This window comes from Serratia sp. CY56464, from assembly GCF_052168435.1.
In the GTDB taxonomy this organism is placed as follows: Bacteria; Pseudomonadota; Gammaproteobacteria; order Enterobacterales; family Enterobacteriaceae; genus Serratia; species Serratia marcescens.
The window spans coordinates 177820-200304 of the sequence record NZ_JBJNMV010000004.1; the positions used below are offsets into that span (position 1 = coordinate 177820).

Annotated in this window: 19 protein-coding genes and 4 tRNA genes; 19 read left to right on the forward strand and 4 right to left on the reverse strand. The window is 58.3% G+C overall.

Annotated features, from left to right (window positions below; translation table 11 throughout):
* The first annotated feature begins 44 nt into the window (after positions 1–44).
* The 19 genes from trxA (at position 45) to ACJ8KE_RS18975 (ending at position 17638) form a co-directional block, all read left to right on the forward strand.
* Positions 45–371 carry a thioredoxin TrxA gene (gene trxA / locus ACJ8KE_RS18885; RefSeq protein WP_004934187.1) on the forward strand — a complete coding sequence of 109 codons (327 nt, stop codon included), beginning with the start codon at positions 45–47 and terminating at the stop codon, positions 369–371.
* 400 nt (positions 372–771) lie between these two features.
* A complete protein-coding gene (gene rho / locus ACJ8KE_RS18890; protein ID WP_004934188.1) occupies positions 772–2031 on the forward strand; it encodes a transcription termination factor Rho in 1260 nt (419 codons plus the stop codon).
* 289 nt (positions 2032–2320) lie between these two features.
* Positions 2321–3418 (forward strand): UDP-N-acetylglucosamine--undecaprenyl-phosphate N-acetylglucosaminephosphotransferase, encoded by a 1098-nt coding sequence (gene wecA / locus ACJ8KE_RS18895; RefSeq protein ID WP_028127624.1) that lies wholly within the window; start codon positions 2321–2323, stop codon positions 3416–3418.
* Between the two features lie 20 nt (positions 3419–3438).
* A complete protein-coding gene (gene wzzE / locus ACJ8KE_RS18900) occupies positions 3439–4491 on the forward strand; it encodes an ECA polysaccharide chain length modulation protein (RefSeq protein ID WP_261420240.1) in 1053 nt (350 codons plus the stop codon).
* 85 nt (positions 4492–4576) lie between these two features.
* Positions 4577–5707 (forward strand): non-hydrolyzing UDP-N-acetylglucosamine 2-epimerase, encoded by a 1131-nt coding sequence (gene wecB / locus ACJ8KE_RS18905; RefSeq protein ID WP_028127626.1) that lies wholly within the window; start codon positions 4577–4579, stop codon positions 5705–5707.
* Positions 5704–6966 (forward strand): UDP-N-acetyl-D-mannosamine dehydrogenase, encoded by a 1263-nt coding sequence (gene wecC, locus ACJ8KE_RS18910; RefSeq protein WP_016929507.1) that lies wholly within the window; start codon positions 5704–5706, stop codon positions 6964–6966. Before wecB ends, wecC begins: the two co-directional genes overlap by 4 nt.
* Entirely contained in the window at positions 6963–8030 is a 1068-nt protein-coding gene (rffG, locus tag ACJ8KE_RS18915) for a dTDP-glucose 4,6-dehydratase (RefSeq protein ID WP_033639020.1), read from the forward strand. The genes wecC and rffG overlap by 4 nt, the downstream gene beginning before the upstream one ends.
* A 48-nt stretch (positions 8031–8078) precedes the next feature.
* Positions 8079–8960, forward strand: coding sequence for a glucose-1-phosphate thymidylyltransferase RfbA (gene rfbA / locus ACJ8KE_RS18920; protein ID WP_016929505.1), 882 nt, complete (start codon positions 8079–8081; stop codon positions 8958–8960).
* Positions 8938–9669, forward strand: a complete 732-nt coding sequence (rffC, locus tag ACJ8KE_RS18925) for a dTDP-4-amino-4,6-dideoxy-D-galactose acyltransferase (RefSeq protein ID WP_016929504.1) — start codon at positions 8938–8940, stop codon at positions 9667–9669. The genes rfbA and rffC overlap by 23 nt, the downstream gene beginning before the upstream one ends.
* The gene (gene rffA, locus ACJ8KE_RS18930) at positions 9656–10786 is read left to right on the forward strand and encodes a dTDP-4-amino-4,6-dideoxygalactose transaminase (RefSeq protein ID WP_033634227.1); all 1131 of its coding nucleotides are present in this window, start codon (positions 9656–9658) and stop codon (positions 10784–10786) included. The genes rffC and rffA overlap by 14 nt, the downstream gene beginning before the upstream one ends.
* Before the next feature lies 1 nt (position 10787).
* Positions 10788–12038, forward strand: coding sequence for a lipid III flippase WzxE (wzxE, locus tag ACJ8KE_RS18935; protein WP_016929502.1), 1251 nt, complete (start codon positions 10788–10790; stop codon positions 12036–12038).
* The gene (locus ACJ8KE_RS18940; protein WP_016929501.1) at positions 12035–13120 is read left to right on the forward strand and encodes a TDP-N-acetylfucosamine:lipid II N-acetylfucosaminyltransferase; all 1086 of its coding nucleotides are present in this window, start codon (positions 12035–12037) and stop codon (positions 13118–13120) included. Before wzxE ends, ACJ8KE_RS18940 begins: the two co-directional genes overlap by 4 nt.
* Complete coding sequence (gene wzyE / locus ACJ8KE_RS18945) at positions 13117–14484, forward strand: ECA oligosaccharide polymerase (protein WP_016929500.1); 1368 nt, start codon at positions 13117–13119, stop codon at positions 14482–14484. Before ACJ8KE_RS18940 ends, wzyE begins: the two co-directional genes overlap by 4 nt.
* A gap of 14 nt (positions 14485–14498) precedes the next feature.
* On the forward strand, positions 14499–15239 hold the full coding sequence (gene wecG / locus ACJ8KE_RS18950) for a lipopolysaccharide N-acetylmannosaminouronosyltransferase (protein ID WP_048796346.1): 741 nt from the start codon (positions 14499–14501) through the stop codon (positions 15237–15239).
* A 365-nt stretch (positions 15240–15604) separates the two neighbouring features.
* The gene (thrP, locus tag ACJ8KE_RS18955) at positions 15605–17008 is read left to right on the forward strand and encodes a bifunctional threonine/serine APC transporter ThrP (protein WP_004934226.1); all 1404 of its coding nucleotides are present in this window, start codon (positions 15605–15607) and stop codon (positions 17006–17008) included.
* Between the two features lie 135 nt (positions 17009–17143).
* Positions 17144–17220 (forward strand) — tRNA-Arg (locus tag ACJ8KE_RS18960).
* 63 nt (positions 17221–17283) lie between these two features.
* A tRNA-His gene (locus ACJ8KE_RS18965) sits at positions 17284–17359 on the forward strand.
* Positions 17360–17400: 41 nt separating this feature from the next.
* Positions 17401–17487 (forward strand) — tRNA-Leu (locus tag ACJ8KE_RS18970).
* 74 nt (positions 17488–17561) lie between these two features.
* A tRNA-Pro gene (locus ACJ8KE_RS18975) sits at positions 17562–17638 on the forward strand.
* Between the two features lie 718 nt (positions 17639–18356).
* On the opposite strand, the gene hemY is transcribed toward ACJ8KE_RS18975, so the two are convergent.
* Genes hemY through hemC form a run of 4 tightly spaced genes read right to left on the reverse strand, consistent with a single transcriptional unit; the run spans position 18357 to position 22382 of the window.
* Positions 18357–19553 carry a protoheme IX biogenesis protein HemY gene (gene hemY / locus ACJ8KE_RS18980; protein WP_004934228.1) on the reverse strand — a complete coding sequence of 399 codons (1197 nt, stop codon included), beginning with the start codon at positions 19551–19553 and terminating at the stop codon, positions 18357–18359.
* Positions 19554–19556: 3 nt separating this feature from the next.
* Positions 19557–20681, reverse strand: coding sequence for a uroporphyrinogen-III C-methyltransferase (gene hemX, locus ACJ8KE_RS18985; RefSeq protein WP_016929498.1), 1125 nt, complete (start codon positions 20679–20681; stop codon positions 19557–19559).
* 22 nt (positions 20682–20703) lie between these two features.
* Positions 20704–21444: a uroporphyrinogen-III synthase gene (gene hemD / locus ACJ8KE_RS18990; RefSeq protein WP_028127629.1), complete on the reverse strand. Its 741-nt coding sequence runs from the start codon at positions 21442–21444 to the stop codon at positions 20704–20706.
* Positions 21441–22382 (reverse strand): hydroxymethylbilane synthase, encoded by a 942-nt coding sequence (gene hemC / locus ACJ8KE_RS18995; RefSeq protein ID WP_004934233.1) that lies wholly within the window; start codon positions 22380–22382, stop codon positions 21441–21443. The genes hemD and hemC overlap by 4 nt, the downstream gene beginning before the upstream one ends.
* Positions 22383–22485: the final 103 nt, after the last annotated feature.

Here is a 22485-nt window from a genome sequence, read left to right on the forward strand (position 1 = left end):
TAATGCTACACCAACAAGGTAGACATAATCCTGTGGAGTAGAACATGAGCGATAAAATTATTCACCTGACTGACAGCAGCTTCGAAGCTGACGTGCTGAAAGCGGAAGGGCCGATCCTGGTCGATTTCTGGGCTGAATGGTGTGGGCCGTGCAAGATGATTGCTCCGATTCTGGATGAGATTGCCGAAGAGTTCGAAGGCAAACTGACCATCACCAAGCTGAATATCGATCAGAACCCGGCTACCGCGCCTAAGTACGGTATCCGTGGCATCCCTACGCTGTTGCTGTTCAAGAACGGTGAAGTGGCCGCGACCAAGGTTGGCGCGTTGTCCAAAGGTCAGCTCAAAGATTTCCTGAACGCGAATCTGTAATCGGGCGGGAAGCCCAGTATCAGGCGCCTGGCGGTGATGTTCAATTCACCGCTAGACGCCTGCCAAGAAGCGTGTTAAGTTTAACCACACTGCATATAGAACTTGCCCGAAGTTTTAAATCTAAAGAGTTTGAATCTAAAGCTATACTCTGTGTCGAACCACTGGCGTTGAAAGTAAACTGAACTCAGCCCGTGTTTTGGCAATCAAACGGTTTTGCAAAAATCATTTTTAAGGTACCTTCGATCTTCAACCGTCAATGCGTGCGCCCGATGTAAGCCATTTCTTACCGCGACGGCTCTGCGCCCGGTGATCGAACGTCCAGTAAACAGGCACGCATTTCGCTGCCATACCATTCACGATACAAGTTCGAGACATACCCCGAGTTTAAGAACCCACCACTATGAATCTTACCGAATTAAAGAATACGCCGGTTTCTGAGCTGATTACTCTCGGCGAAAATATGGGGCTGGAAAACCTTGCCCGCATGCGCAAGCAGGACATTATCTTCTCCATTCTGAAGCAACATGCGAAAAGCGGAGAAGATATCTTCGGCGACGGCGTGCTCGAGATATTGCAGGATGGATTCGGTTTCCTCCGCTCTGGAGACAGTTCCTACCTCGCCGGTCCCGACGACATCTACGTATCCCCTAGCCAAATCCGCCGCTTCAACCTCCGCACAGGTGACACCATTTCCGGTAAGATTCGTCCGCCAAAAGAAGGCGAGCGCTATTTTGCCCTGTTGAAAGTCAACGAAGTCAACTACGACAAGCCGGAAAACGCCCGCAGCAAGATCCTGTTCGAGAACTTGACGCCGCTGCACGCCAATTCCCGTCTGCGGATGGAGCGCGGCAACGGCTCGACCGAAGACCTGACGGCGCGCGTACTGGATCTGGCGGCGCCGATTGGCCGCGGCCAACGTGGCCTGATCGTGGCACCGCCGAAAGCCGGTAAAACCATGCTGCTGCAGAACATCGCGCAGAGTATCGCCTACAACCACCCAGACTGCGTGCTGATGGTGCTGCTGATCGACGAACGTCCGGAAGAAGTGACCGAGATGCAGCGTCTGGTGAAGGGCGAAGTGATCGCCTCGACCTTCGACGAGCCGGCTTCGCGTCACGTGCAAGTGGCCGAAATGGTGATCGAGAAGGCCAAGCGCCTGGTTGAGCACAAGAAAGACGTGATCATTCTGCTCGACTCCATCACCCGTCTGGCGCGCGCCTACAACACCGTGGTACCGGCCTCTGGCAAGGTGCTGACCGGTGGTGTGGACGCCAACGCCCTGCACCGTCCGAAGCGTTTCTTCGGTGCGGCGCGTAACGTGGAAGAGGGCGGCAGCCTGACCATCATCGCGACTGCGCTGGTTGATACCGGTTCGAAGATGGACGAAGTGATCTACGAAGAATTTAAAGGCACCGGCAACATGGAATTGCACCTGGCGCGTAAAATCGCCGAGAAACGCGTATTCCCTGCGATCGATTACAACCGTTCCGGTACCCGTAAAGAAGAGCTGCTCACCACCTCCGAAGAGCTGCAAAAAATGTGGATCCTGCGCAAAATCATTCACCCGATGGGTGAGATTGACGCGATGGAGTTCCTCATTAATAAGTTGGCGATGACCAAAACCAACGATGAATTCTTCGATATGATGAAACGCTCATAATTCGTTAAAAAATTCGCTGAACGCCACGCCTAGTCGTGGCGTTTTTTGCTTTTGGCGGATACGATAAGTAGCGGTAATGGAAAAGTAAGTTGTTTCTACGACTTATTGAGAATTCTTCTTGTTTTCGATATCTGAGTATGCGGCATGTTACTGCCGGAATTGGCCGCGGTGCTGGGGCGAATGAGAATGAATTCCCGCATCATAAGAAATGACTGAAAGGCAACGGGATCTCATGGCATAGCCTGTCGCCCATGTTAAGCTGCCTATCTTCTTACGAGATCTGTTAATTGTGAACCTACTCACTATGAGTACTGAAATTCTATTTGTTTTCCTATTCTCCTTAGCTTTCCTCTTTGTTGCCCGTAAGGTAGCGAAACGCATTGGGTTGGTTGATAAGCCGAACTATCGTAAACGTCACCAAGGATTAATTCCGTTGGTTGGCGGTATTGCGGTCTATGCCGGTCTATGTTTCGCTTTCTTTATATCGGAACAAAAGATTGCACACAGTGAACTTTACCTCACCTGCGCGGGCATTTTAGTGTTCATCGGTGCCTTGGATGACCGTTTTGATATCAGCGTTAAGATCAGAGCGTTAGTTCAGGCATTGGTAGGCATTGCCATGATGGTGTTCGCCGGTTTGTATCTGCGCAGCTTTGGCCATGTACTGGGGAACTGGGAAGTCTTACTGGGTCCCTTTGGCTATTTGGTGACGCTGTTTGCGGTATGGGCGGCTATCAATGCTTTCAATATGGTTGACGGCATTGATGGCTTGTTGGGTGGTTTGTCGTGTGTCTCCTTCGGTGCGCTGGGCCTGCTGCTGTACCTGAGCGGCCATAACGAGCTGGCGTTCTGGTGCTTTGCGATGATCGCTGCCATCGTTCCCTATATTTTGCTCAACCTCGGTATCCTCGGCCGCCGCTATAAAGTGTTTATGGGTGATGCCGGCAGCACCCTGATCGGCTTTACCGCCATTTGGTTGCTGCTGCAAAGTTCGCAGGGAGCCACTCGCTCGATCAATCCGGTGACGGCGCTGTGGATCATCGCGATTCCGCTGATGGACATGATAGCGATCATGTATCGTCGCTTGCGCAAAGGAATGAGTCCCTTCTCTCCCGATCGTCAACATATTCACCATCTGATCATGCGCGCCGGTTTTACGCCAAGGCAGGCTTTTGTGCTCATCACTCTGGCTGCCGTGTTGTTAGCTGCAGTTGGCGTGATCGGCGAGCGCCTGACTTTTATCCCAGAGTGGGTTATGTTGGCATTATTCTTGCTTGCTTTCTTCCTGTACGGTTACTGCATCAAGCGCGCCTGGCGGGTTGCGCGGTACATTAAGCGTATCAAGCGTCGCCTGCGGCGTTCGAGCGATAACAAGCAAGTATCTTAACCAGAGGCTTTTTGGCTGTGATGAATCCAGAAACAACGTCTGACAAGCATACCCCGGCGGTGGATAACGAACTCGATATCCGCGGCCTGTGCTGCACCCTGTGGCGCGGCAAACTGTGGATTATCGGCATTGCGGTGCTGTTCGCGGCGGTCGCGTTGATCGTCTCTTATCTGGTTAAGCAAGAGTGGAGCGCGACCGCAATCACAGACAAACCCACGGTGAATGCGTTGGGCGGTTACTACTCCCAGCAGCAGTTCCTGCGTAATCTGGATGTGCGCACGCTGCCGGCGACGGCCGGCGATCAGCCGAGCATTGCGGATGAAGCGTACAATGAGTTCATCATGCAACTGGCGGCTTACGATACGCGTCGCGATTTCTGGCTGCAGAGCGATTACTACAAGCAACGTCAGGAAGGGGATGCCCGCGCCGATGCGGCGCTGCTCGACGAGCTGATCAACAACATCCTGTTCACGCCGCGCGACGACAAAAAAGTCCCGAACGACGGCGTGAAGCTGACGGCGGAAACCGCGGCGGACGCCAACCGCCTGCTGCGTCAATACGTGACCTTCGCCAGCCACCGCGCTGCCCTGCACCTGAACGAAGAGATCCAGGGGGCGTGGGCCGCTCGTACCACCTCGATGAAGGCACAGGTCAAGCGCCAGGAAGCGGTCGCGGAGTCGGTTTACAAGCGCGAGCTGAACACCACGCAGCAGGCGCTGAAAATCGCCGAGAGCCAGGGGATCAGCCGCACGCAAACCGACACCCCGGCAGAACAGTTGCCGGATTCGGATCTGTTCTTGCTGGGCCGGCCAATGCTGCAGGCGCGTCTGGAAGGTCTGCAGGCCTCCGGCCCGACCTACGATCTGGATTACGATCAGAACCGCGCAATGTTGGCGACGCTGAACGTTGGCCCGACGTTGGATGAGAAGTTCCAGACCTACCGTTATTTGCGCACGCCGGAAGAGCCGGTAAAACGCGACAGCCCGCGCCGGGTATTCTGGCTGATTCTGTGGGGCGCGATGGGCGCTTTGGTTGGCGCGGGTGTTGCCTTGGCGCGTCGGCCGCGTAGTTAAAAATAATATAATAATCTGATGCAGGGCGCGTGAGCGCCCCATTCGCAGGCTGGGCCTGCGATTAACCGACCAAAAGAGATTCGCTGTGAAAGTGTTGACTGTTTTCGGCACCAGGCCTGAAGCCATTAAAATGGCACCGCTGGTACATGCACTGGCCCAGGATGAGGCTTTTGAAGCAAGAGTCTGCGTAACGGCACAGCATCGTGAGATGTTGGATCAGGTATTGCGGTTGTTCGGGATCACGCCGGATTACGACCTGAACATCATGAAACCCGGCCAGGGGCTAACGGAAATCACCTGTCGCATCCTGGAAGGGCTGAAAGGGGTGCTGGAAGACTTTAAACCGGACGTGGTGCTGGTGCACGGCGATACCACCACCACGCTGGCGACCAGTCTGGCAGCGTTCTATCAACGCATCCCCGTCGGGCATGTCGAGGCCGGGCTGCGCACCGGCAATCTGTATTCTCCCTGGCCGGAAGAGGCCAACCGCAAACTGACCGGCCATCTGGCGATGTTCCACTTCGCGCCGACCGAGAACTCGCGCCAAAACCTGCTGCGCGAGCTGCTGCCGGACAACCGTATTTTTGTGACCGGCAATACGGTGATCGACGCGCTGTTCTGGGTGCGCGATCGCGTGATGAGCGATGCTGCGCTGCGCGCTGGCCTGGCGCAGCGTTACCCGTTCCTCGATGCCGACAAAAAACTGATTCTGGTCACCGGCCATCGCCGGGAAAGCTTTGGCGGCGGTTTTGAGCGGATTTGCAGCGCGCTGGCGGAGATCGCCCGCAGCCACCCGGAAGTGCAGGTGGTGTACCCGGTGCATCTCAATCCGAATGTCAGCGAGCCGGTGAATCGCATTTTGAAAGGCATCGACAACGTCATGCTGATCGAGCCGCAGGATTATTTACCGTTTGTCTATCTGATGACCCACGCTTACATGATCCTGACCGACTCCGGCGGCATTCAGGAAGAGGCGCCCTCGTTAGGCAAGCCGGTGCTGGTGATGCGCGACACCACCGAGCGCCCTGAGGCGGTAGATGCGGGCACGGTGCGCCTGGTCGGCACCGATGTGTCCAAAATTGTTGAAGCGGTGACCCGGCTGTTGACGGACGAAAGCGAATATCACGCGATGAGCCGGGCGCACAACCCATACGGCGACGGGCATGCCTGTCAGCGTATCCTCGAAGCTTTAAAGAATCATCAGGTGACACTATGAGTTTTGACACTATTTCGGTTATCGGCCTGGGTTATATCGGCTTGCCAACGGCGGCGGCGTTTGCTTCTCGCAAGAAAAAAGTGGTGGGTGTAGATGTTAACCAACATGCGGTAGATACCATTAACCGCGGCGCGATCCATATCGTCGAGCCGGATCTGGACAAAGTGGTCAAGGCCGCCGTCGACGGCGGTTTCCTGCAGGCGGTGACCAAGCCGCTGGCGGCCGATGCATTCCTGATCGCGGTGCCTACGCCGTTCAAGGGCGATCACGAGCCGGATCTGGCCTATGTTGAAGCGGCGGCGAAATCGCTGGCGCCGGTGCTGAAAAAAGGCGATCTGGTGATCCTCGAATCCACCTCGCCGGTGGGCGCCACCGAACAGATGGCGGAATGGTTGGCGCAGGCGCGCAGCGATCTCAGCTTCCCGCAGCAAGCGGGCGAAGCGGCGGACGTGAATATCGCCTACTGCCCGGAGCGCGTGTTGCCGGGGCAGGTGATGGTAGAGCTGATTCAAAACGACCGCGTGATCGGCGGCATGACGCCGAAGTGCTCGGAACGTGCCAGCGCGCTGTACAAGATTTTCCTCGAGGGCGAATGCGTGATCACCAACTCGCGCACTGCCGAGATGTGCAAGCTGACGGAAAACAGCTTCCGCGACGTGAATATCGCCTTTGCCAACGAATTGTCGTTGATCTGCGCCGAACAGGGGATCAACGTCTGGGAACTGATCCGCCTGGCGAACCGCCATCCGCGGGTGAATATTTTGCAGCCGGGGCCGGGCGTAGGCGGTCACTGCATCGCCGTCGATCCGTGGTTTATCGTGGCGCAAAACCCGCAGCAGGCGCGCCTGATCCACACCGCACGCCTGGTGAACGACGGAAAACCGCTGTGGGTGGTCGACCGGGTGAAAGCGGCGGTGGCCGATTGCCTGGCCGCCACCGATAAGCGCGCGTCCGAGGTGAAAATTGCCTGCTTCGGCCTGGCCTTCAAGCCGAATATCGACGATTTGCGTGAAAGCCCGGCGGTAGAAGTGGCGCACCTGATCGCCGAATGGCACGTCGGCGAAACGCTGGCGGTGGAGCCGAACGTCGAACAGTTGCCGAAGTCGCTGGCGGGCCATGTGACGTTGATGCCAATCGCTGAGGCGTTGCAGCAGGCCGATGTGATCGTGATGTTGGTCGATCACCAACAGTTCAAGGCCATCCGGCCGGAAGAGATCAAGCAAAGCTGGGTGGTGGATACCAAGGGAGTCTGGCGTTGAAGCGTATCTTGGTGACCGGTGGCGCCGGTTTCATTGGCTCCGCAGTTGTGCGGCACATCATCGAGGCCACCGGCGACAGCGTGGTGGTAGTGGATAAGCTGACCTATGCCGGTAACCTCGAGTCGCTGGCGGTGGTGGCCGAGAGCGAGCGCTATGCTTTCGAGCAGGTCGACATCTGCGATCGTGCTGAGCTGGATCGGGTATTTGCCCGGTATCAGCCGGACGTGGTGATGCACCTGGCGGCGGAAAGCCACGTCGATCGCTCTATCGATGGCCCGGCGGCCTTTATCGAGACCAACGTGGTTGGCACTTACACGATGCTGGAAGCGGCGCGCCATTACTGGCAGCCGTTGGCGGCGGAGAAGAAGCAGTCTTTCCGTTTCCATCATATCTCCACCGACGAAGTGTACGGCGACCTGCACGGCACCGACGATCTGTTCACCGAAACCACGCCATATGCACCGAGCAGTCCGTATTCCGCCTCCAAGGCGTCGAGCGATCATCTGGTGCGTGCCTGGTTGCGCACCTACGGTTTGCCGACCCTCGTGACCAACTGTTCGAACAACTACGGCCCTTATCACTTCCCGGAAAAGTTGATTCCGTTGGTGATCCTGAATGCGGTAGCCGGCAAACCGCTGCCGGTATACGGCAACGGCGCGCAGGTGCGCGACTGGCTGTATGTCGAGGATCACGCGCGCGCGCTCTATCAGGTGGTGACCGAAGGCGTGGTAGGCGAAACCTACAATATCGGCGGCCATAACGAGCGCAAGAATATTGAAGTAGTGCAGACCATTTGCGATCTGCTGGAAGAACTGGCGCCGAACAAGCCGCAGGGCGTGGCGAACTACCGCGATCTGATCACTTACGTGAAGGATCGCCCGGGCCACGATATGCGTTACGCCATCGACGCCGGCAAAATCGATCGCGAGTTGGGTTGGCGGCCACAGGAAACGTTCGAAAGCGGCCTTCGCAAAACCGTGGTTTGGTACCTGAACAACGAAACCTGGTGGCGCCGGGTGCAAGACGGTTCTTATGCCGGCGAGCGTTTGGGGTTGTCAGATTAATCTAACGCCGCGCCGCTTTGCGGCGGCGCGGCGGGTTTTGGAGTACGTATGAAAGGTATTATTCTGGCTGGCGGTTCCGGTACGCGTCTGCATCCGATTACTCGTGGTGTGTCCAAGCAACTGCTGCCGATCTACGACAAACCGATGATCTATTACCCGTTGTCGGTGCTGATGCTGGCGGGAATCAAAGACATTCTGATTATCTCCACGCCGGAAGATCTGCCTTCATTCAAGAGGCTTTTGGGCAGCGGCGAAGCATTCGGCATTAATCTCAGCTATGCCGAACAGCCAAGTCCCGATGGCCTGGCTCAGGCCTTTTTGATCGGCGAAGAATTTTTGGCCGGTGAGCCGAGCTGCCTGGTATTGGGTGACAATATTTACTTTGGTCAGGGGTTCAGTCCCAAACTGAAAAGCGTTGCAGCGCGCACCACCGGTGCGACCGTGTTTGGCTATCAGGTGATGGATCCCGAGCGCTTTGGCGTGGTGGAGTTTGACGACCACTTCCGTGCGCTGTCGATCGAAGAAAAACCGGTTAAACCGAAATCTAACTGGGCGGTGACCGGCCTGTACTTCTACGATAGCCAGGTGGTGGAGTTTGCCAAACAGGTGAAGCCTTCTGAGCGCGGCGAGCTGGAAATCACCAGCATTAACCAGATGTATCTGGAACGCGGAGAGCTGGCCGTCGAGCTGTTGGGGCGCGGTTTTGCCTGGCTGGACACCGGCACTCACGACAGCCTGCTGGAAGCCAGCAGCTTCGTGCAGACGGTCGAGAAACGCCAAGGCTTTAAAATCGCCTGTCTCGAGGAGATCGCCTGGCGCAATGGCTGGCTGGATGATGAGGGCGTGAAACGCGCGGCTCAGACGCTGGCCAAAACCGGTTACGGCAAATACTTACTGGATTTATTGCATGCGCGTCCACGCCAGTATTGAACCGCTGAATTGGGAGAGCGACTTCTTCCACTTGAAAAGCGCCAAGTTACATTTCGATAGCTCGGCAGCGCCCGTGGCCGAGGCTGATTTGGATGCTTATACGTTGGTGCAGGCCAAAATCCCCGCTTGCCGCCTGGAGTGGGCCGATGCGCTGTCGGCGCTGGGATTCCGGCTGGTCGAAGGGGAAGTGGACCTGGCAGTGAACGTTGCGTCTGAAAGCACGACGGCCGATGTCGCTTCGGCGGCTGCGGTGCGTCTGGCCGTTCCCGAGGATATCCCGTCATTGCGGGCTGCCGCCGGTGAGGTGTTCGCCGCCAGCCGGTTTCGTGCACCGTGGTACGATCGCGCCGATAGTGGGCGATTCTATGCGGCCTGGATCGAAAAAGCGGTGCTGGGCACCTTTGATCATCAATGTTTGCTGGTACTGAACAACCAGGGGCAACCCGAAGGCTTTGTCAGCCTGCGTGACATTGGCGGCCAGGAAACGCGCATCGGCCTGTTGGCGGCTTTCCCCGGTGCATTCGGCCGGGGCGTGGGCGCCAGGCTGATGACGGCGGCGATCGCCGAATGTCGACGGCAAGGGATGCAGCGCCTGCGGGTCGCGACCCAGGTAGGCAATATCGCCGCATTACGACTCTATCAACGACAGGGTGCCGTGATTGAAAGCACCGCGTATTGGTTATACAGAGGTAGACATGATTCCATTTAACGCTCCACCGGTTGTTGGCACTGAACTGGAATATATGCAGGCTGCCATGGGCAGCGGCAAGTTGTGCGGCGACGGCGGTTTCACCCGTCGCTGCCAGCAGTGGATGGAACAGCGTTTCGGCAGCGCGAAAGTGTTGTTGACGCCTTCCTGCACCGCGTCGTTGGAAATGGCCGCCATCCTGCTGGATATCCAGCCGGGTGACGAAGTGATCATGCCGAGCTTTACCTTCGTTTCAACCGCCAACGCCTTTGTGCTGCGCGGCGCCAAAGTGGTGTTCGTCGACCTGCGTCCGGACACCATGAATATCGACGAAACCAAAATCGAAGCGGCGATCACCGATAAAACCCGCGCGATCGTACCGGTGCACTACGCCGGCGTCGCCTGCGAGATGGATACCATCATGGCGCTGGCGAAGAAATATAACCTGTTCGTAGTGGAAGACGCCGCGCAGGGCGTGATGTCGACCTACAAAGGCAAGGCATTGGGCACCATCGGCCATATCGGCTGCTTCAGCTTCCATGAAACCAAAAACTACACCGCCGGCGGCGAAGGCGGCGCGACGCTGGTGAACGATCCGGCTCTGATCGATCGGGCGGAAGTCATCCGCGAGAAGGGCACCAACCGCAGCCAGTTCTTCCGTGGCCAGGTGGACAAATATACCTGGCGCGATATCGGTTCCAGCTATCTGATGTCTGACCTGCAGGCCGCCTACCTGTGGGGCCAGCTGGAAGTGGCGGAACGCATCAACCAGCGCCGTTTGGCTCTGTGGCAGAAGTACTACGACAGCTTCCTGCCGTTGGCGCAGTCAGGGCGCATCGAGTTGCCGATCGTGCCGGCGGACTGTGAGCACAATGCGCACATGTTCTATATCAAGCTGCGTGATATCGAAGAGCGCACGGCCTTTATCGACTACCTGAAGGAAGCCGAAATCATGGCGGTGTTCCACTATATCCCGCTGCACGCGTGCCCGGCCGGCGAACAGTTCGGCCGCTTTGCCGGCGAAGATCGTTACACCACGCAGGAAAGCGCGCGTCTGGTGCGCTTGCCGCTGTTCTACAATATGTCTGATGTCAATCAGCGTACGGTAATCAATACCATCCTGAGCTTCTTTGCCTGATATGTCGTTGGCAAAAGCATCGATATGGACTGCCGGCTCCACGCTGATCAAAATCGGCGTGGGGCTGTTGGTGGTGAAACTGCTGGCGGTAGCGTTTGGCCCCAGCGGGGTGGGGCAGGCGGGTAACTTCCGCCAGTTGATTACCGTGCTGGGCGTGCTGTCCGGCGCGGGCATTTTTAACGGCATCACCAAATACGTGGCGGAGTACCACCAGGATCCACAGCGTCTGCGTCTGGCGGTGGGCACCGCGTCGAGCATCGTGCTGGTTTTTTCGACCTTGCTGGCGCTGGTGTTTTTGTTCGCCGCCGAACCGATCAGCATTGGGCTGTTCGGGCATGCCGATTACGTCGGCGTGGTGCGCGCCGTCGCTTTCATTCAGATGGGCATCGCCTACGCCAACCTGTTCATGGCGGTGCTGAAAGGCTATCGCGACGCGATGGGCAATGCGCTGGCGGTGATCGGCGGCAGCCTGATTGGCGTGGTGGCTTATTACCTGTGCTTCAAGCTGGGGGGCTATGAAGGCGCGCTGGCGGGGCTGGCGCTGGTGCCGGCGTTGGTGGTGTTGCCTGCCGGGCTGATGCTGTGGCGGCGCAAAACGTTGCCGCTGCGCTATCTGGCGCCGCGTTGGGACAAACTCGTGGCCGGCAACCTCGGCAAATTCACCCTCATGGCGTTGATCACCTCGGTGACGCTGCCGGTGGCTTACGTGATGATGCGTAACCTGCTGGCCGCGCATTACGGTTGGGATGAGGTGGGGATTTGGCAGGGCGTCAGCAGCATTTCCGATGCCTATCTGCAGTTCATCACCGCCTCGTTTACCGTCTATCTGCTGCCGACGCTGTCGCGGCTGACGGACAAGGGCGCCATCTCGCGGGAGATCGTGCGCTCGTTGAAATTCGTGCTGCCGGCGGTAGCGGCGGCGAGCTTTACGGTGTGGCTGCTGCGTGATTTCGCCATCTGGCTGTTGTTCTCGGACAAATTCGTCGCCATGCGCGATCTGTTTGCCTGGCAGCTGGTGGGCGATGTGCTGAAAGTCGGGGCCTATGTGTTCGGCTATTTGGTGATCGCCAAAGCGTCGCTGCGCTTTTATATCCTGACGGAAGTCAGCCAGTTTCTGCTGCTGACGCTGTTCTCGCACTGGCTGATCCCGCTGCATGGCGCGCTGGGGGCGGCTCAGGCCTATATGGCAACCTACATCGTGTATTTCGCGCTCTGTAGCTGCGTGTTTCTTATTTATCGTAGACGAGTATGACCACACTGATTCACGTTCTGGGATCCGATATCCCGCATCATAACCAGACGGTGCTGCGCTTCTTCAATGACGTGCTGGCGCCGCGTCTGCCGGCTGAGCAGACGCGGCATTTTATGGTGGCGGCCAAGGATGTGGCGGCACTGGGAGATTTCCCCGCCCTGAACATTGAGCCCTACGCGGATAAGAAAAGCCTGGCGGCGGCGGTCATCGCGCGCGCCCAAGCCGATCGCGATACGCGTTTCTTCCTGCACGGCCAGTTCAACCCGGGGCTGTGGCTGGCGCTGCTGAGCGGCAAGATCAAAGCGCGTCAGGTCAGTTGGCATATTTGGGGCGCCGATCTGTATGAAGACGCCGCCAGCTGGAAATTCCGGCTGTTCTATCTGCTGCGCCGCATTGCGCAGGGGCGGGTAGGGAATGTGTTTGCTACCCGCGGCGACGTGATTCACTACCAGCAGCGCCATGCGCGGGTGCCGGCCTCGCTGCTGTACTTCCCGACCCGCATGGATCCGGCGCTGACCGACGTTCACGTCGAGAAAAACCTGGCCGGGCCGATGACGATTCTGGTGGGCAACTCCGGCGATCGCAGCAATCGGCATATCGAAGCGCTGCAGGCGATTCATCAGCAGTTCGGCGCCGACGTGCGCGTGATCCTGCCGATGGGTTATCCGGCCAACAACGATGCTTACATCGAGCAGGTGCGCGCCGCCGGATTGCCGCTGTTCGGCGAGAAAAACCTGCAGCTGCTCACGCAGCAGGTGGCGTTTGAGGACTACCTCAATATTCTGCGCGCCTGCGATCTCGGCTATTTCATTTTCAATCGCCAGCAGGGGATTGGCACCCTGTGCCTGCTGATTCAGTTCGGCGTGCCTTTCGTGCTCAGCCGGCAGAACCCGTTCTGGCAGGATTTGGCGGAACAGCACCTGCCGGTGCTGTTCTACGGCGACTCGCTCGACGAGGCGGTGGTGCGCGAAGCGCAGCGTCAGCTGGCGGCGGTGGATAAACAGGCGATCGCCTTCTTCAATCCGAACTATGTTGACGGCTGGCAGCAAGCCCTGGCGTTGGCAGCGGGAGAGCATTCATGACGTTGGCGCAATTCGGCGGCCTGTTTGTCGTCTATCTGGTCAGCCTGACGTTTATCCTGACGCTGACCTACCAGGAGTTTCGGCGCGTGCGCTTTAACTTCAACGTCTTCTTCTCGCTGCTGTATTTGCTGACGTTCTATTTCGGCTTCCCGTTAACCTGCCTGCTGGTGTTTCAGTTTGACGTCGAGGTGGTGCCGGTGGAGTTTCTGCTGTACGCCCTGCTGTCGGCGACGGCGTTTTACGCCATCTATTACGTCACTTACAAGACCCGGCTGCGCAAGCGCCGCACTCAGCCGCGCGCGGCGCTGTTTACCATGAACCGGGTAGAGACTCATATGACCTGGGTGCTGCTGGCGCTGGTGGCGATCGGTACCGTGGGCATCTTCTTCATGCAGAACGGCTTCCTGCTGTTCAAGCTCAATTCCTACAGCCAGATCTTCTCCAGCGACGTGTCCGGCGTGGCGCTCAAGCGGTTCTTCTACTTCTTCATTCCGGCGATGCTGGTGGTCTATTTCCTGCGGCAGGATCTGCGCGCCTGGTTCTTGTTCCTGGTGGCGACGGTGGCGTTCGGCATTCTGACCTACGTGATCGTCGGCGGCACCCGTGCCAACATTATCATCGCTTTCGCGCTGTTCCTGTTTATCGGTATCGTGCGCGGCTGGATCACGCTCTGGATGCTGGCGGCGGCGGGCATATTCGGCGTGGTCGGCATGTTCTGGCTGGCGTTGAAGCGCTATAGCCTGGACGTCAGCGGCGCGGAAGCGTTTTATACCTTCCTCTATCTGACCCGCGATACCTTCTCTCCGTGGGAAAACCTGGCGCTGTTGCTGCAAAATTACGACAAGATCGATTTCCAGGGCCTGGCGCCGATCTTGCGTGATTTCTACGTCTTTATCCCAACCTGGCTATGGCCGGGCCGGCCGGACGTGGTGCTGAACTCCGCCAACTATTTCACCTGGGAAGTGCTGAACAACCACTCCGGGCTGGCGATTTCGCCGACGCTGATCGGTTCGCTGGTGGTGATGGGCGGCGCGCTGTTTATCCCGATCGGCGCGATTCTGGTGGGCATGATCATCAAGTGGTTCGACTGGCTGTATGAGCTGGGCAAAACCGAGCCGAACCGCTATAAGGCGGCTATCCTGCAAGGATTCTGCTTCGGCGCGGTGTTCAACATGATCGTGTTGGCGCGCGAAGGGGTGGACTCATTCGTGTCGCGCGTGGTGTTCTTCTGCATTATTTTCGGCGCCTGTCTGGTGCTGGCGAAGTTGCTGTATTGGCTGTTCGATACCGCCGGGCTGATCAAGGCCAGAGTGACGCGTGCCCGCGCGCTGGCGTCTCCGCCTCGGGCCAACGGTCTTTTGTAAGGGTAATGAGAACGATGGAAACAAAGATTTCGGTGCCGCAGTATGAGCTGCGCGGTTTCAGCCTGTGGGGCTTTCGCGATATGGCGCATTGCATGGACTTTCTGTTCGACGGCGGCCGGGTCAAACAGGGCACGCTGGTGGCGATGAACGCGGAAAAGATCCTGAAGGCGGAAGAGGACCAGGCGCTGCATGCGTTGCTGGATGAAGCGGAGTACAAGTACGCCGACGGCATCAGCATGGTGCGCTCAATCCGCCGCAAATACCCGGCGGCGGATGTGTCGCGCGTCGCGGGCGCCGATCTGTGGGAAGCCTTGATGCAGCGCGCAGGCCGCGAAGGCACGCCGGTCTTCCTGGTCGGCGGCAAGCCGGAAGTCTTGGCGGAAACCGAGCAAAAGCTGCGCAGCCAGTGGAATGTCAACCTGGTGGGCAGCCAGGACGGCTATTTCAAACCGGATCAACGAGAGGCGCTGTTCGAGCGTATTCGCGCCAGCGGCGCCGCTATCGTGACGGTGGCGATGGGATCGCCGAAGCAGGAGCTCCTGATGCGCGACTGCCGCAAGGTGTATCCGCAGGCGCTGTATATGGGCGTGGGCGGCACCTACGACGTCTTTACCGGGCATGTGAAGCGTGCGCCCAAGGTGTGGCAGAACCTCGGTCTGGAATGGCTCTACCGCCTGCTCAGCCAACCCAGCCGCATCGGCCGACAGTTGAAGCTGTTGAAGTTTGTCGGCTACTACTACAGCGGCAAGATGTAACCCCTCATCCGGGGTGGAAAGTGCTGTTCCGCTCCGGACTGCTGTACCAATAATCTGCTTTTGCGCGTTTCTCCCGCATATCTATAACCCTCGGCCCTAAACGCCGCCGCATTTATTCCATAAAGTTTTAAATTGCGGTTTGCTTATAGCGGCGAAATGCGAAACGATACCGCCCGGAAATTATCCCTGGCCGCTGAAGCCTGATGCGACAGCGCTGAACGATGTTCTTCTCACGGTAACTTCGCTCCGACTACCCGTTGATGCCAACTCGAACGGCAGGGGATGATTTATTCTTTTAATAATGACAATAACGACCGGCAGCGGCCGGCAGGCAAACACAACCCGAGAAAAACTATTGAGGATTTATGGCACACAAAGAGAAACCGCAAGGGCTACACCGAGGCCTTGAGGCCCGGCACATCGAGCTTATCGCTCTCGGGGGCACCATCGGTGTCGGCCTGTTTATGGGATCGGCCAGTACGCTGAAATGGGCGGGGCCGTCGGTACTGCTGGCTTACATCATCGCCGGGCTGTTCGTATTCTTCATTATGCGTTCGATGGGGGAGATGCTATTCCTTGAGCCGGTCGCCGGGTCGTTCGCCGTTTACGCGCACAAGTACATGAATCCCTATTTCGGCTACCTGACCGCCTGGGGCTACTGGTTTATGTGGATCGCCGTCGGCATTTCGGAGATCACCGCCATCGGGGTGTATGTGCAGTTCTGGTTCCCGGAAATACCGCAGTGGGTTCCCGCGCTGATTGCCGTGGCGATGGTGGCGCTGGCCAACCTGGCGGCGGTGCGTCTGTACGGTGAGCTGGAGTTCTGGTTCGCCATGATCAAGGTCACCACCATCATCGTGATGATTCTGGTGGGGCTGGGGGTGATCTTCTTCGGTTTCGGCAACGGCGGTGAACCTATCGGTTTCGCCAATCTGACGGCGCACGGCGGCTTCTTTGCCGGCGGCTGGAAGGGCTTCCTGTTTGCGCTGTGCATCGTGGTGGCGTCCTATCAGGGGGTTGAGCTGGTGGGCATCACCGCCGGGGAAGCCAAAAACCCGCAAGTGACGTTGAAACGCGCGATCAACAATATCCTGTGGCGCATCCTGATCTTCTATGTCGGCGCGATCTTCGTCATCGTGACCATCTTCCCGTGGAACGGCATCGGCACCACCGGCAGCCCGTTCGTGCTGACCTTCGCCAAGATCGGCATCGTCGCCGCCGCCGGCATCATCAACTTCGTGGTGCTGACCGCCGCGCTTTCCGGCTGCAACAGCGGCATGTACAGCGGCGGCCGCATGCTGTACGCCCTGGCCAAGAATCGCCAACTGCCGGCGGCGCTGACCAAGCTTTCCGCCAGCGGCGTGCCGGTCAACTGCATCGCCGTCACCATTGGCTGCCTGTTGGTGGGCTCCGCGCTGAACTACATTATCCCTAATCCGGAGCAGGTGTTCGTCTATGTCTACAGCGCCAGCGTGTTGCCGGGCATGGTCCCGTGGTTCGTGGTGCTGATCAGCCAGCTCTATTTCCGCCGCGCGCACAAGGAAGCGATCAAAAACCACAGCTTTAAGTCGATCATGTTCCCGTATGTGAACTATCTGACCATCGCTTTTCTGGTTTGCGTGCTGGTCGGCATGGGAATCAACCCGGATACGCGAATTTCCCTGCTGGTTGGGGCGATTTTCTTAGCGGGCGTCAGCCTGTGCTACTTCGCTTTCGGCATGCATAAGAAACATCATCCGGCTGAAAATCGGGTAGAAACGCGGCAATAAACGGTGAAAAGGGGCTACGGAGTGCGCTTTCCTGCGCAGGAGTGAGCAAAGCGTAATCAAACGCAACATTTCTGCGAAAAAGCACTAGACAGGATTGGCGTAAATCCGTAGTATCCCCTCCCGCAACGGCGCTACGCGCCCGTAGCTCAGCTGGATAGAGCGCTGCCCTCCGGAGGCAGAGGTCTCAGGTTCGAATCCTGTCGGGCGCGCCATTAAGTTTGTGCGCAGGAGCTGCGGTGGTAATATTACCGCGTGAGTAAGAAGAAGTAGTAATGGTGGCTATAGCTCAGTTGGTAGAGCCCTGGATTGTGATTCCAGTTGTCGTGGGTTCGAGTCCCATTAGCCACCCCACTTCCTGATGAAGTGAAGATTTAGCAGTATTTTGTGACAGTGCGAAGGTGGCGGAATTGGTAGACGCGCTAGCTTCAGGTGTTAGTGTTCTTACGGACGTGAGGGTTCAAGTCCCTCTCTTCGCACCACGCAAAATATCTGATAAATATAAGATTTATATGGACAGCGGTCTGATAAATCGGGTAGTATGAGCAACACAAATCGGCGAGTAGCGCAGCTTGGTAGCGCAACTGGTTTGGGACCAGTGGGTCGGAGGTTCGAATCCTCTCTCGCCGACCACATTCGAAAAACCTGCTTTTAAAGCAGGTTTTTTTTCGTCTGTCGTTTATGAGGATGAGTACCTCCGCAGGAGGAGCCTCGCGAAGCGAGACGAGAAGGCAGGCCCGCGCAGCAATGTGCGGGCTTTTTGCATCCATGAGGGCTGGCATCTTGTGCCTGCCTGTGAGCGTGTTGGTTTTCAGCGACATGACCATCCAGCGCTGTCGTCAGGTTGAGACAAATAATTTATTGATTTTAAAAGATAAAAACGGATTTGGCTTAAGCCGTCGTTTTGAAGCGACATTCTTATAACGGCCGCTGGCATGGAATGCCAGGGAGAGATATCAGGCAGGGAGGGTGGGGAGGAAGTATAAATTATTTATATTTCAATACATTGAATTAAATTTCCTATTGAAAATGGGCTCAATCTAAAAGTTGGCACGTCAAATGCAATATCTATAGCGTAGATGCTCATTCCACCTCTTATGTTCGCCTTAGGCTTCATAAACCCTGGGAATGACGCAGAGCCGATTTAGGGTGCCTATCGCCCACGAGAACGATGACTAACCCGTCATCACGCTCAGGGCAAAACGTTGAGTGAGGCACCGCCCCTGTTGTCCTAGACCTGATTGCTTCTTTATACACTTGCCATACGGCAAGTGTTTTTTTTGCGCCACAGAAAACCCTGGGCAAAAAAAGCGCGGCATCGGAGCCGCGCTTTTCTCACTTGGGCAGGGCGTTATTCGCCGCCGTTCTGTTTCAGCGTCAACATCAGTCCCTCACGTCGCATCTGCGCCGCTTCATCCGAACGATGCAGTTTTTCCAGCGTATCGGCCAACCAGGCGTAGTCGTAAGCATCCGGGCGCTGTTTCAGCGCTTCGCGGAAGGCGTCGGCCGCTTGCTGCCACTCGCCGTGCTTCATCAGCAGTTGCCCCAGCGTGCTGTTTAACAGCGGCGTCGCGCCGTGTTGTTTCATCTGCTGACGCAGCGCTTTCTCAAGCTGCTCGGGGTTGCCGGACTTCAGCCGCGGCAGCAATAGCACCAGACGCTCGTCGTATTGGCGCTTCAGGCTGTCGAGCACAATCTCCTGCGCCAGTTCGTGGTCGTTGCATTCGATCAGGTGTTCAACCATCGCGATTTGCAGCGGCACCTCGTGACGCGTCTTGCGGCTCTGATCTTTCCACCAGCGCTTCAGTCCTTCGCTGCCTTCGTCCGCCATCGCCTGATTCATCAGCCCGATATAAGCCTGTTGCTGCAATGCCTGCAACTGCTCTTCACTGTGGAGTTCGATTTTACGCATCGACGGCAGCACTTCCAGCAGCGACGCGTAGGCGCCGGTGCGCAGATAGGCTTGTTCCGCCAGGCGCAGCACTTCCGGATGGCGCGGCGCCTGGTTCAGCAGGCGATCGACGCCGTGGCGCGCGGCGTGGTTCTCGCCCTGCGCCAGCTGGATACGAACCCGGGTGATATCCACCGGCAGCTGATCGGTGTCGGCGGCTTCAGCGGCGCGCTCCAGATATTGGTTGGTGCGGAAGTCATCGCCGCGTTGTTGTGCGGCCTCGGCGGCCAGCAGGTAGTTCACCACCGGCTGTTCGGCGTGGTCGGCGTTGCGCGTCATCAGCTTTTCAACCTGCTTGTAGTCGCCTTCCGCCAGTTTGATCAGCGCGGCTTTGGTTTGCTGGCGCGCGCGGGTGCGCTTGCGGCCGATAAACCAACCGCGCGTGCGGGCGCCGGTACGGAAGATGCGGCGCAGGATCCACTCGATCGCCAGCAGCACCACGAACAGCAGCACCAACATGATCACCAGGCCGGTGACGCTGGTTTCAATATTGTAGTTATCGGTCTGGATCAGCACATAGCCCTGATGCCCGGCCAACATCGGCCCGAGCACCACGCTGGCGATCACCACCAGGAACAGAAATAGCACGCGTAACATGGCTTAACCCTCCTGATGAGCGGCAGGGGACTGGGTCATCAGGTTGCGCACCCGGGTCTGCATCACTTTTTCGAGCAGCGGCTGGCTTTTCAGCTGATCCGGCACGTCCATCGAGATCGACTGTTGGCTCAGGTTGTCCAGCTCTTCAAGGAAGGCCTTGGTCGCCGGGTCGGTGGTGTCGAAATAGGCGCGCACCCAGGTGGAGACGGTTTCCAGCGACTGCTTGTAGGTCTCGTTCTGGTGACGCGGAATGGCCTGTGCGGCCACCAGCAGGCGCGAACGGATGTTTTCGCGCAGGTAGATGTCCTGATTCGGGGCCAGCAGCGGTTCGGCGCTGGTATCGCGACGGCGGATGGTGATGAAGTCGGCCATGAAATTGCGCCAGCTCTTGGCCAGGTTCTGCCGCCATTCGCCGATCGAGCCGGAGAGCTCGCTGCTGTTTTGATCCATCGGCGCTTCGTCGGTGTCGTTATCGGCCAGGCGCAGGTTATCCACCTGATTGGACAGCTGATTGACCTTGAGGATGATGCCGTCGTAATCGACCTGGGTCAGCGTGGAAAGCGTGCTGATGTCTTCGGTAATGGCGCGGCGCACATCGAGCAGGCTCGGATCGTTCATATCCGCCAGGCTGGCGTCGGCGCTTTTCAGCAGCGCGGCGGCGCTGGTCACGTCCTGATCGCTCCACAGCTTGCGGCCGGCCATTTTCACCAGGAAATCGGCCTGCGCCAGCAGCCAGGTTTTGGCGTCGCTGCCGGAGATGGTCGCCACTTTTTCCTGCAGCTCGCTCAGTTGGCGCGCCAGGTTCGCCTGCTCGCGATCGGCGGCGTCCAGGGTTTTACCCTGTTGCTGCAGCAGGCCTTCCAGCGCATTTCTTTCCTGCTGTTGGCTCTGCTTCACGCCTTCAAGCTGCTGCTGCAGCGCCTGATTGGCGGCGATCAGCTGTTGCGCCTGCTTGTGCGTGTGGTAATAGCCGCCCGCGCCGAGGGCGATGACCAGCACGATAGCGATCGCGCCGAGCACCGGGCCGGTGTTCTTGCCTTTGCGGCTGGCAGCGGCTGGCTGCTGGGAGCTCTCAACCGCGGTGGTTGGCTCTTCAACCGGGGCGGCTGGGGTATTTTGTTCCGTCATAGTGGCACATCCCATAGTCAGATTATTGTAGCGCGCGGATCAGCGCGTCATTATCGGCGTTGTCAGCTACCCGAATCGTACGCCAGCCCAAATCCCGGGCGAGGGTAGCCAGGCGTTCGCTCACTACTACCAGGCGGCAACGCAGCAGCCATGAAGAACGATAGTAATCAGGAACTAAAGTATAGAGCTGTTGTAACATTTCACCGCTGGTCACCACCAGCGTATCCACACCGGCGCGCTGCCAGTGGGCGCTTTGCTCGCTGCCGTCATAGTGCACCGGGCTGCGTTGATAGCATTCATAATAGCTGACGTCGGCGCCGCGCTCGCTCAGCGTCGACCCCAACAGTTCGCGGCCGCCGTTGCCGCGCAAAATCAACGCGCGTTTGCCCGCCAGCTTTTGCAGCGCCGGCAGCAGCAGCAGCGTTTCGCTGATCTCGCGTTCGCGCGGGTATTCCACCGGCAAACTGCTGATGCGGTGCAGCGCCAGCCCGGTGGTGCGGCCGATGGCGTAATAAGCCAGGTGAGCGGGCCAGCTCAGCCCGGCGCGGCCAATGACCGAATCGGCATAGTTCACCGAATGCTGCGACAGCACGAACACCAGATCGCCGGCGTTCAACTGTTGCAACGCCTGCGGCAGCTGCGGCAGATCGCCGCCGGGGGCGAAGTCGATCAGCGGCGCATGATAGGCAACCCGGCCGAGTGCGCGCAGCCGGCTCACTAACTGCTCTCCCGAAGGCGATGGGCGGGTTACCAGGATCGTCATGCCGGCGGATTTCCCTGATAAACTTCGCGCAGGATCTCGCGCGCGCCGCGCGCCAGCAGCTCTTCCGCCAGCTCAACGCCCATCCGTTCGGCTTCGGCGGCCGGGCCGCGGCGTTCGCCGCGCACCATCTGGCTGCCGTCCGGCGCGCCGACCAGGGCGCGCAGCCACAGGCTGTCGCCATCCAGTTCGGCATAGCTGCCGATCGGCACCTGGCAGCCGCCTTCCAGGCGGGTGTTCATCGCCCGCTCGGCGCGCACGCGGGTTTCGGTGGCCGCATGGTTCAGCGGCGCCAGCAGCGCGCGGGTGACGCTGTCGTCGAGACGGCATTCAATGCCGACCGCACCCTGGCCGACCGCCGGCAGGCACTCTTCGGCGCTCAGCGGGCTGCGGATGCGTTGCTCCAGCCCCAGGCGCTTCAGGCCGGCCACCGCCAGAATAATTGCGTCGTAGTCGCCGTTGTCCAGCTTGGCCAGGCGAGTGCCGACGTTGCCGCGCAGGTCGCGCACGATCAGATCCGGGCGGCGTTCGCGCAGCTGGCACTGGCGGCGCAGGCTGGAGGTGCCGACCACGCTGCCCTGCGGCAGCTGATCGAGCGAGGCGAAACGATTGGAAACAAAAGCGTCGCGCGGATCTTCACGTTCGCAAATGGTGGTCAAACCGAGCCCGGCAGGGAAATCGACCGGCACGTCTTTCATCGAGTGCACGGCGATGTCGGCGCGGCCTTCCAGCAGCGCCAGCTCGAGTTCTTTAACAAACAGGCCCTTACCGCCGACTTTCGCCAGCGGCGTATCCAGAATAACGTCGCCGCGCGTCACCATCGGCACCAACTCGACCTGCAGGCCGGGATGGCAGGCCATCAGACGTTGCTGCACATAATGTGCTTGCCAAAGTGCAAGCGGGCTTTGTCGGGTGGCAATTCGAATAATTTTGTCTAACATGCTTGTTACCGTTTTTATATTTCGCCATCCATCCTACCACTGAGAGCCAATACTGTCAGTGCAAGAAGCCGGAGGCGGAAAAAGGACAACGGAATCAAAGGGA

Excerpts from the sequence above, each read along its gene's own strand:
- trxA (WP_004934187.1), top strand. The coding sequence starts at position 45 with ATGAGCGATAAAATTATTCACCTGACTGACAGCAGCTTCGAAGCTGAC.
- rho (WP_004934188.1), top strand. The coding sequence starts at position 772 with ATGAATCTTACCGAATTAAAGAATACGCCGGTTTCTGAGCTGATTACT.
- wzzE (WP_261420240.1), top strand. The coding sequence starts at position 3,439 with ATGAATCCAGAAACAACGTCTGACAAGCATACCCCGGCGGTGGATAAC.
- wecC (WP_016929507.1), top strand. The coding sequence starts at position 5,704 with ATGAGTTTTGACACTATTTCGGTTATCGGCCTGGGTTATATCGGCTTG.
- rfbA (WP_016929505.1), top strand. The coding sequence starts at position 8,079 with ATGAAAGGTATTATTCTGGCTGGCGGTTCCGGTACGCGTCTGCATCCG.
- rffC (WP_016929504.1), top strand. The coding sequence starts at position 8,938 with ATGCGCGTCCACGCCAGTATTGAACCGCTGAATTGGGAGAGCGACTTC.
- rffA (WP_033634227.1), top strand. The coding sequence starts at position 9,656 with ATGATTCCATTTAACGCTCCACCGGTTGTTGGCACTGAACTGGAATAT.
- wzxE (WP_016929502.1), top strand. The coding sequence starts at position 10,788 with ATGTCGTTGGCAAAAGCATCGATATGGACTGCCGGCTCCACGCTGATC.
- ACJ8KE_RS18940 (WP_016929501.1), top strand. The coding sequence starts at position 12,035 with ATGACCACACTGATTCACGTTCTGGGATCCGATATCCCGCATCATAAC.
- wzyE (WP_016929500.1), top strand. The coding sequence starts at position 13,117 with ATGACGTTGGCGCAATTCGGCGGCCTGTTTGTCGTCTATCTGGTCAGC.
- wecG (WP_048796346.1), top strand. The coding sequence starts at position 14,499 with ATGGAAACAAAGATTTCGGTGCCGCAGTATGAGCTGCGCGGTTTCAGC.
- thrP (WP_004934226.1), top strand. The coding sequence starts at position 15,605 with ATGGCACACAAAGAGAAACCGCAAGGGCTACACCGAGGCCTTGAGGCC.
- hemY (WP_004934228.1), bottom strand. The coding sequence starts at position 19,553 with ATGTTACGCGTGCTATTTCTGTTCCTGGTGGTGATCGCCAGCGTGGTG.
- hemX (WP_016929498.1), bottom strand. The coding sequence starts at position 20,681 with ATGACGGAACAAAATACCCCAGCCGCCCCGGTTGAAGAGCCAACCACC.
- hemD (WP_028127629.1), bottom strand. The coding sequence starts at position 21,444 with ATGACGATCCTGGTAACCCGCCCATCGCCTTCGGGAGAGCAGTTAGTG.
- hemC (WP_004934233.1), bottom strand. The coding sequence starts at position 22,382 with ATGTTAGACAAAATTATTCGAATTGCCACCCGACAAAGCCCGCTTGCA.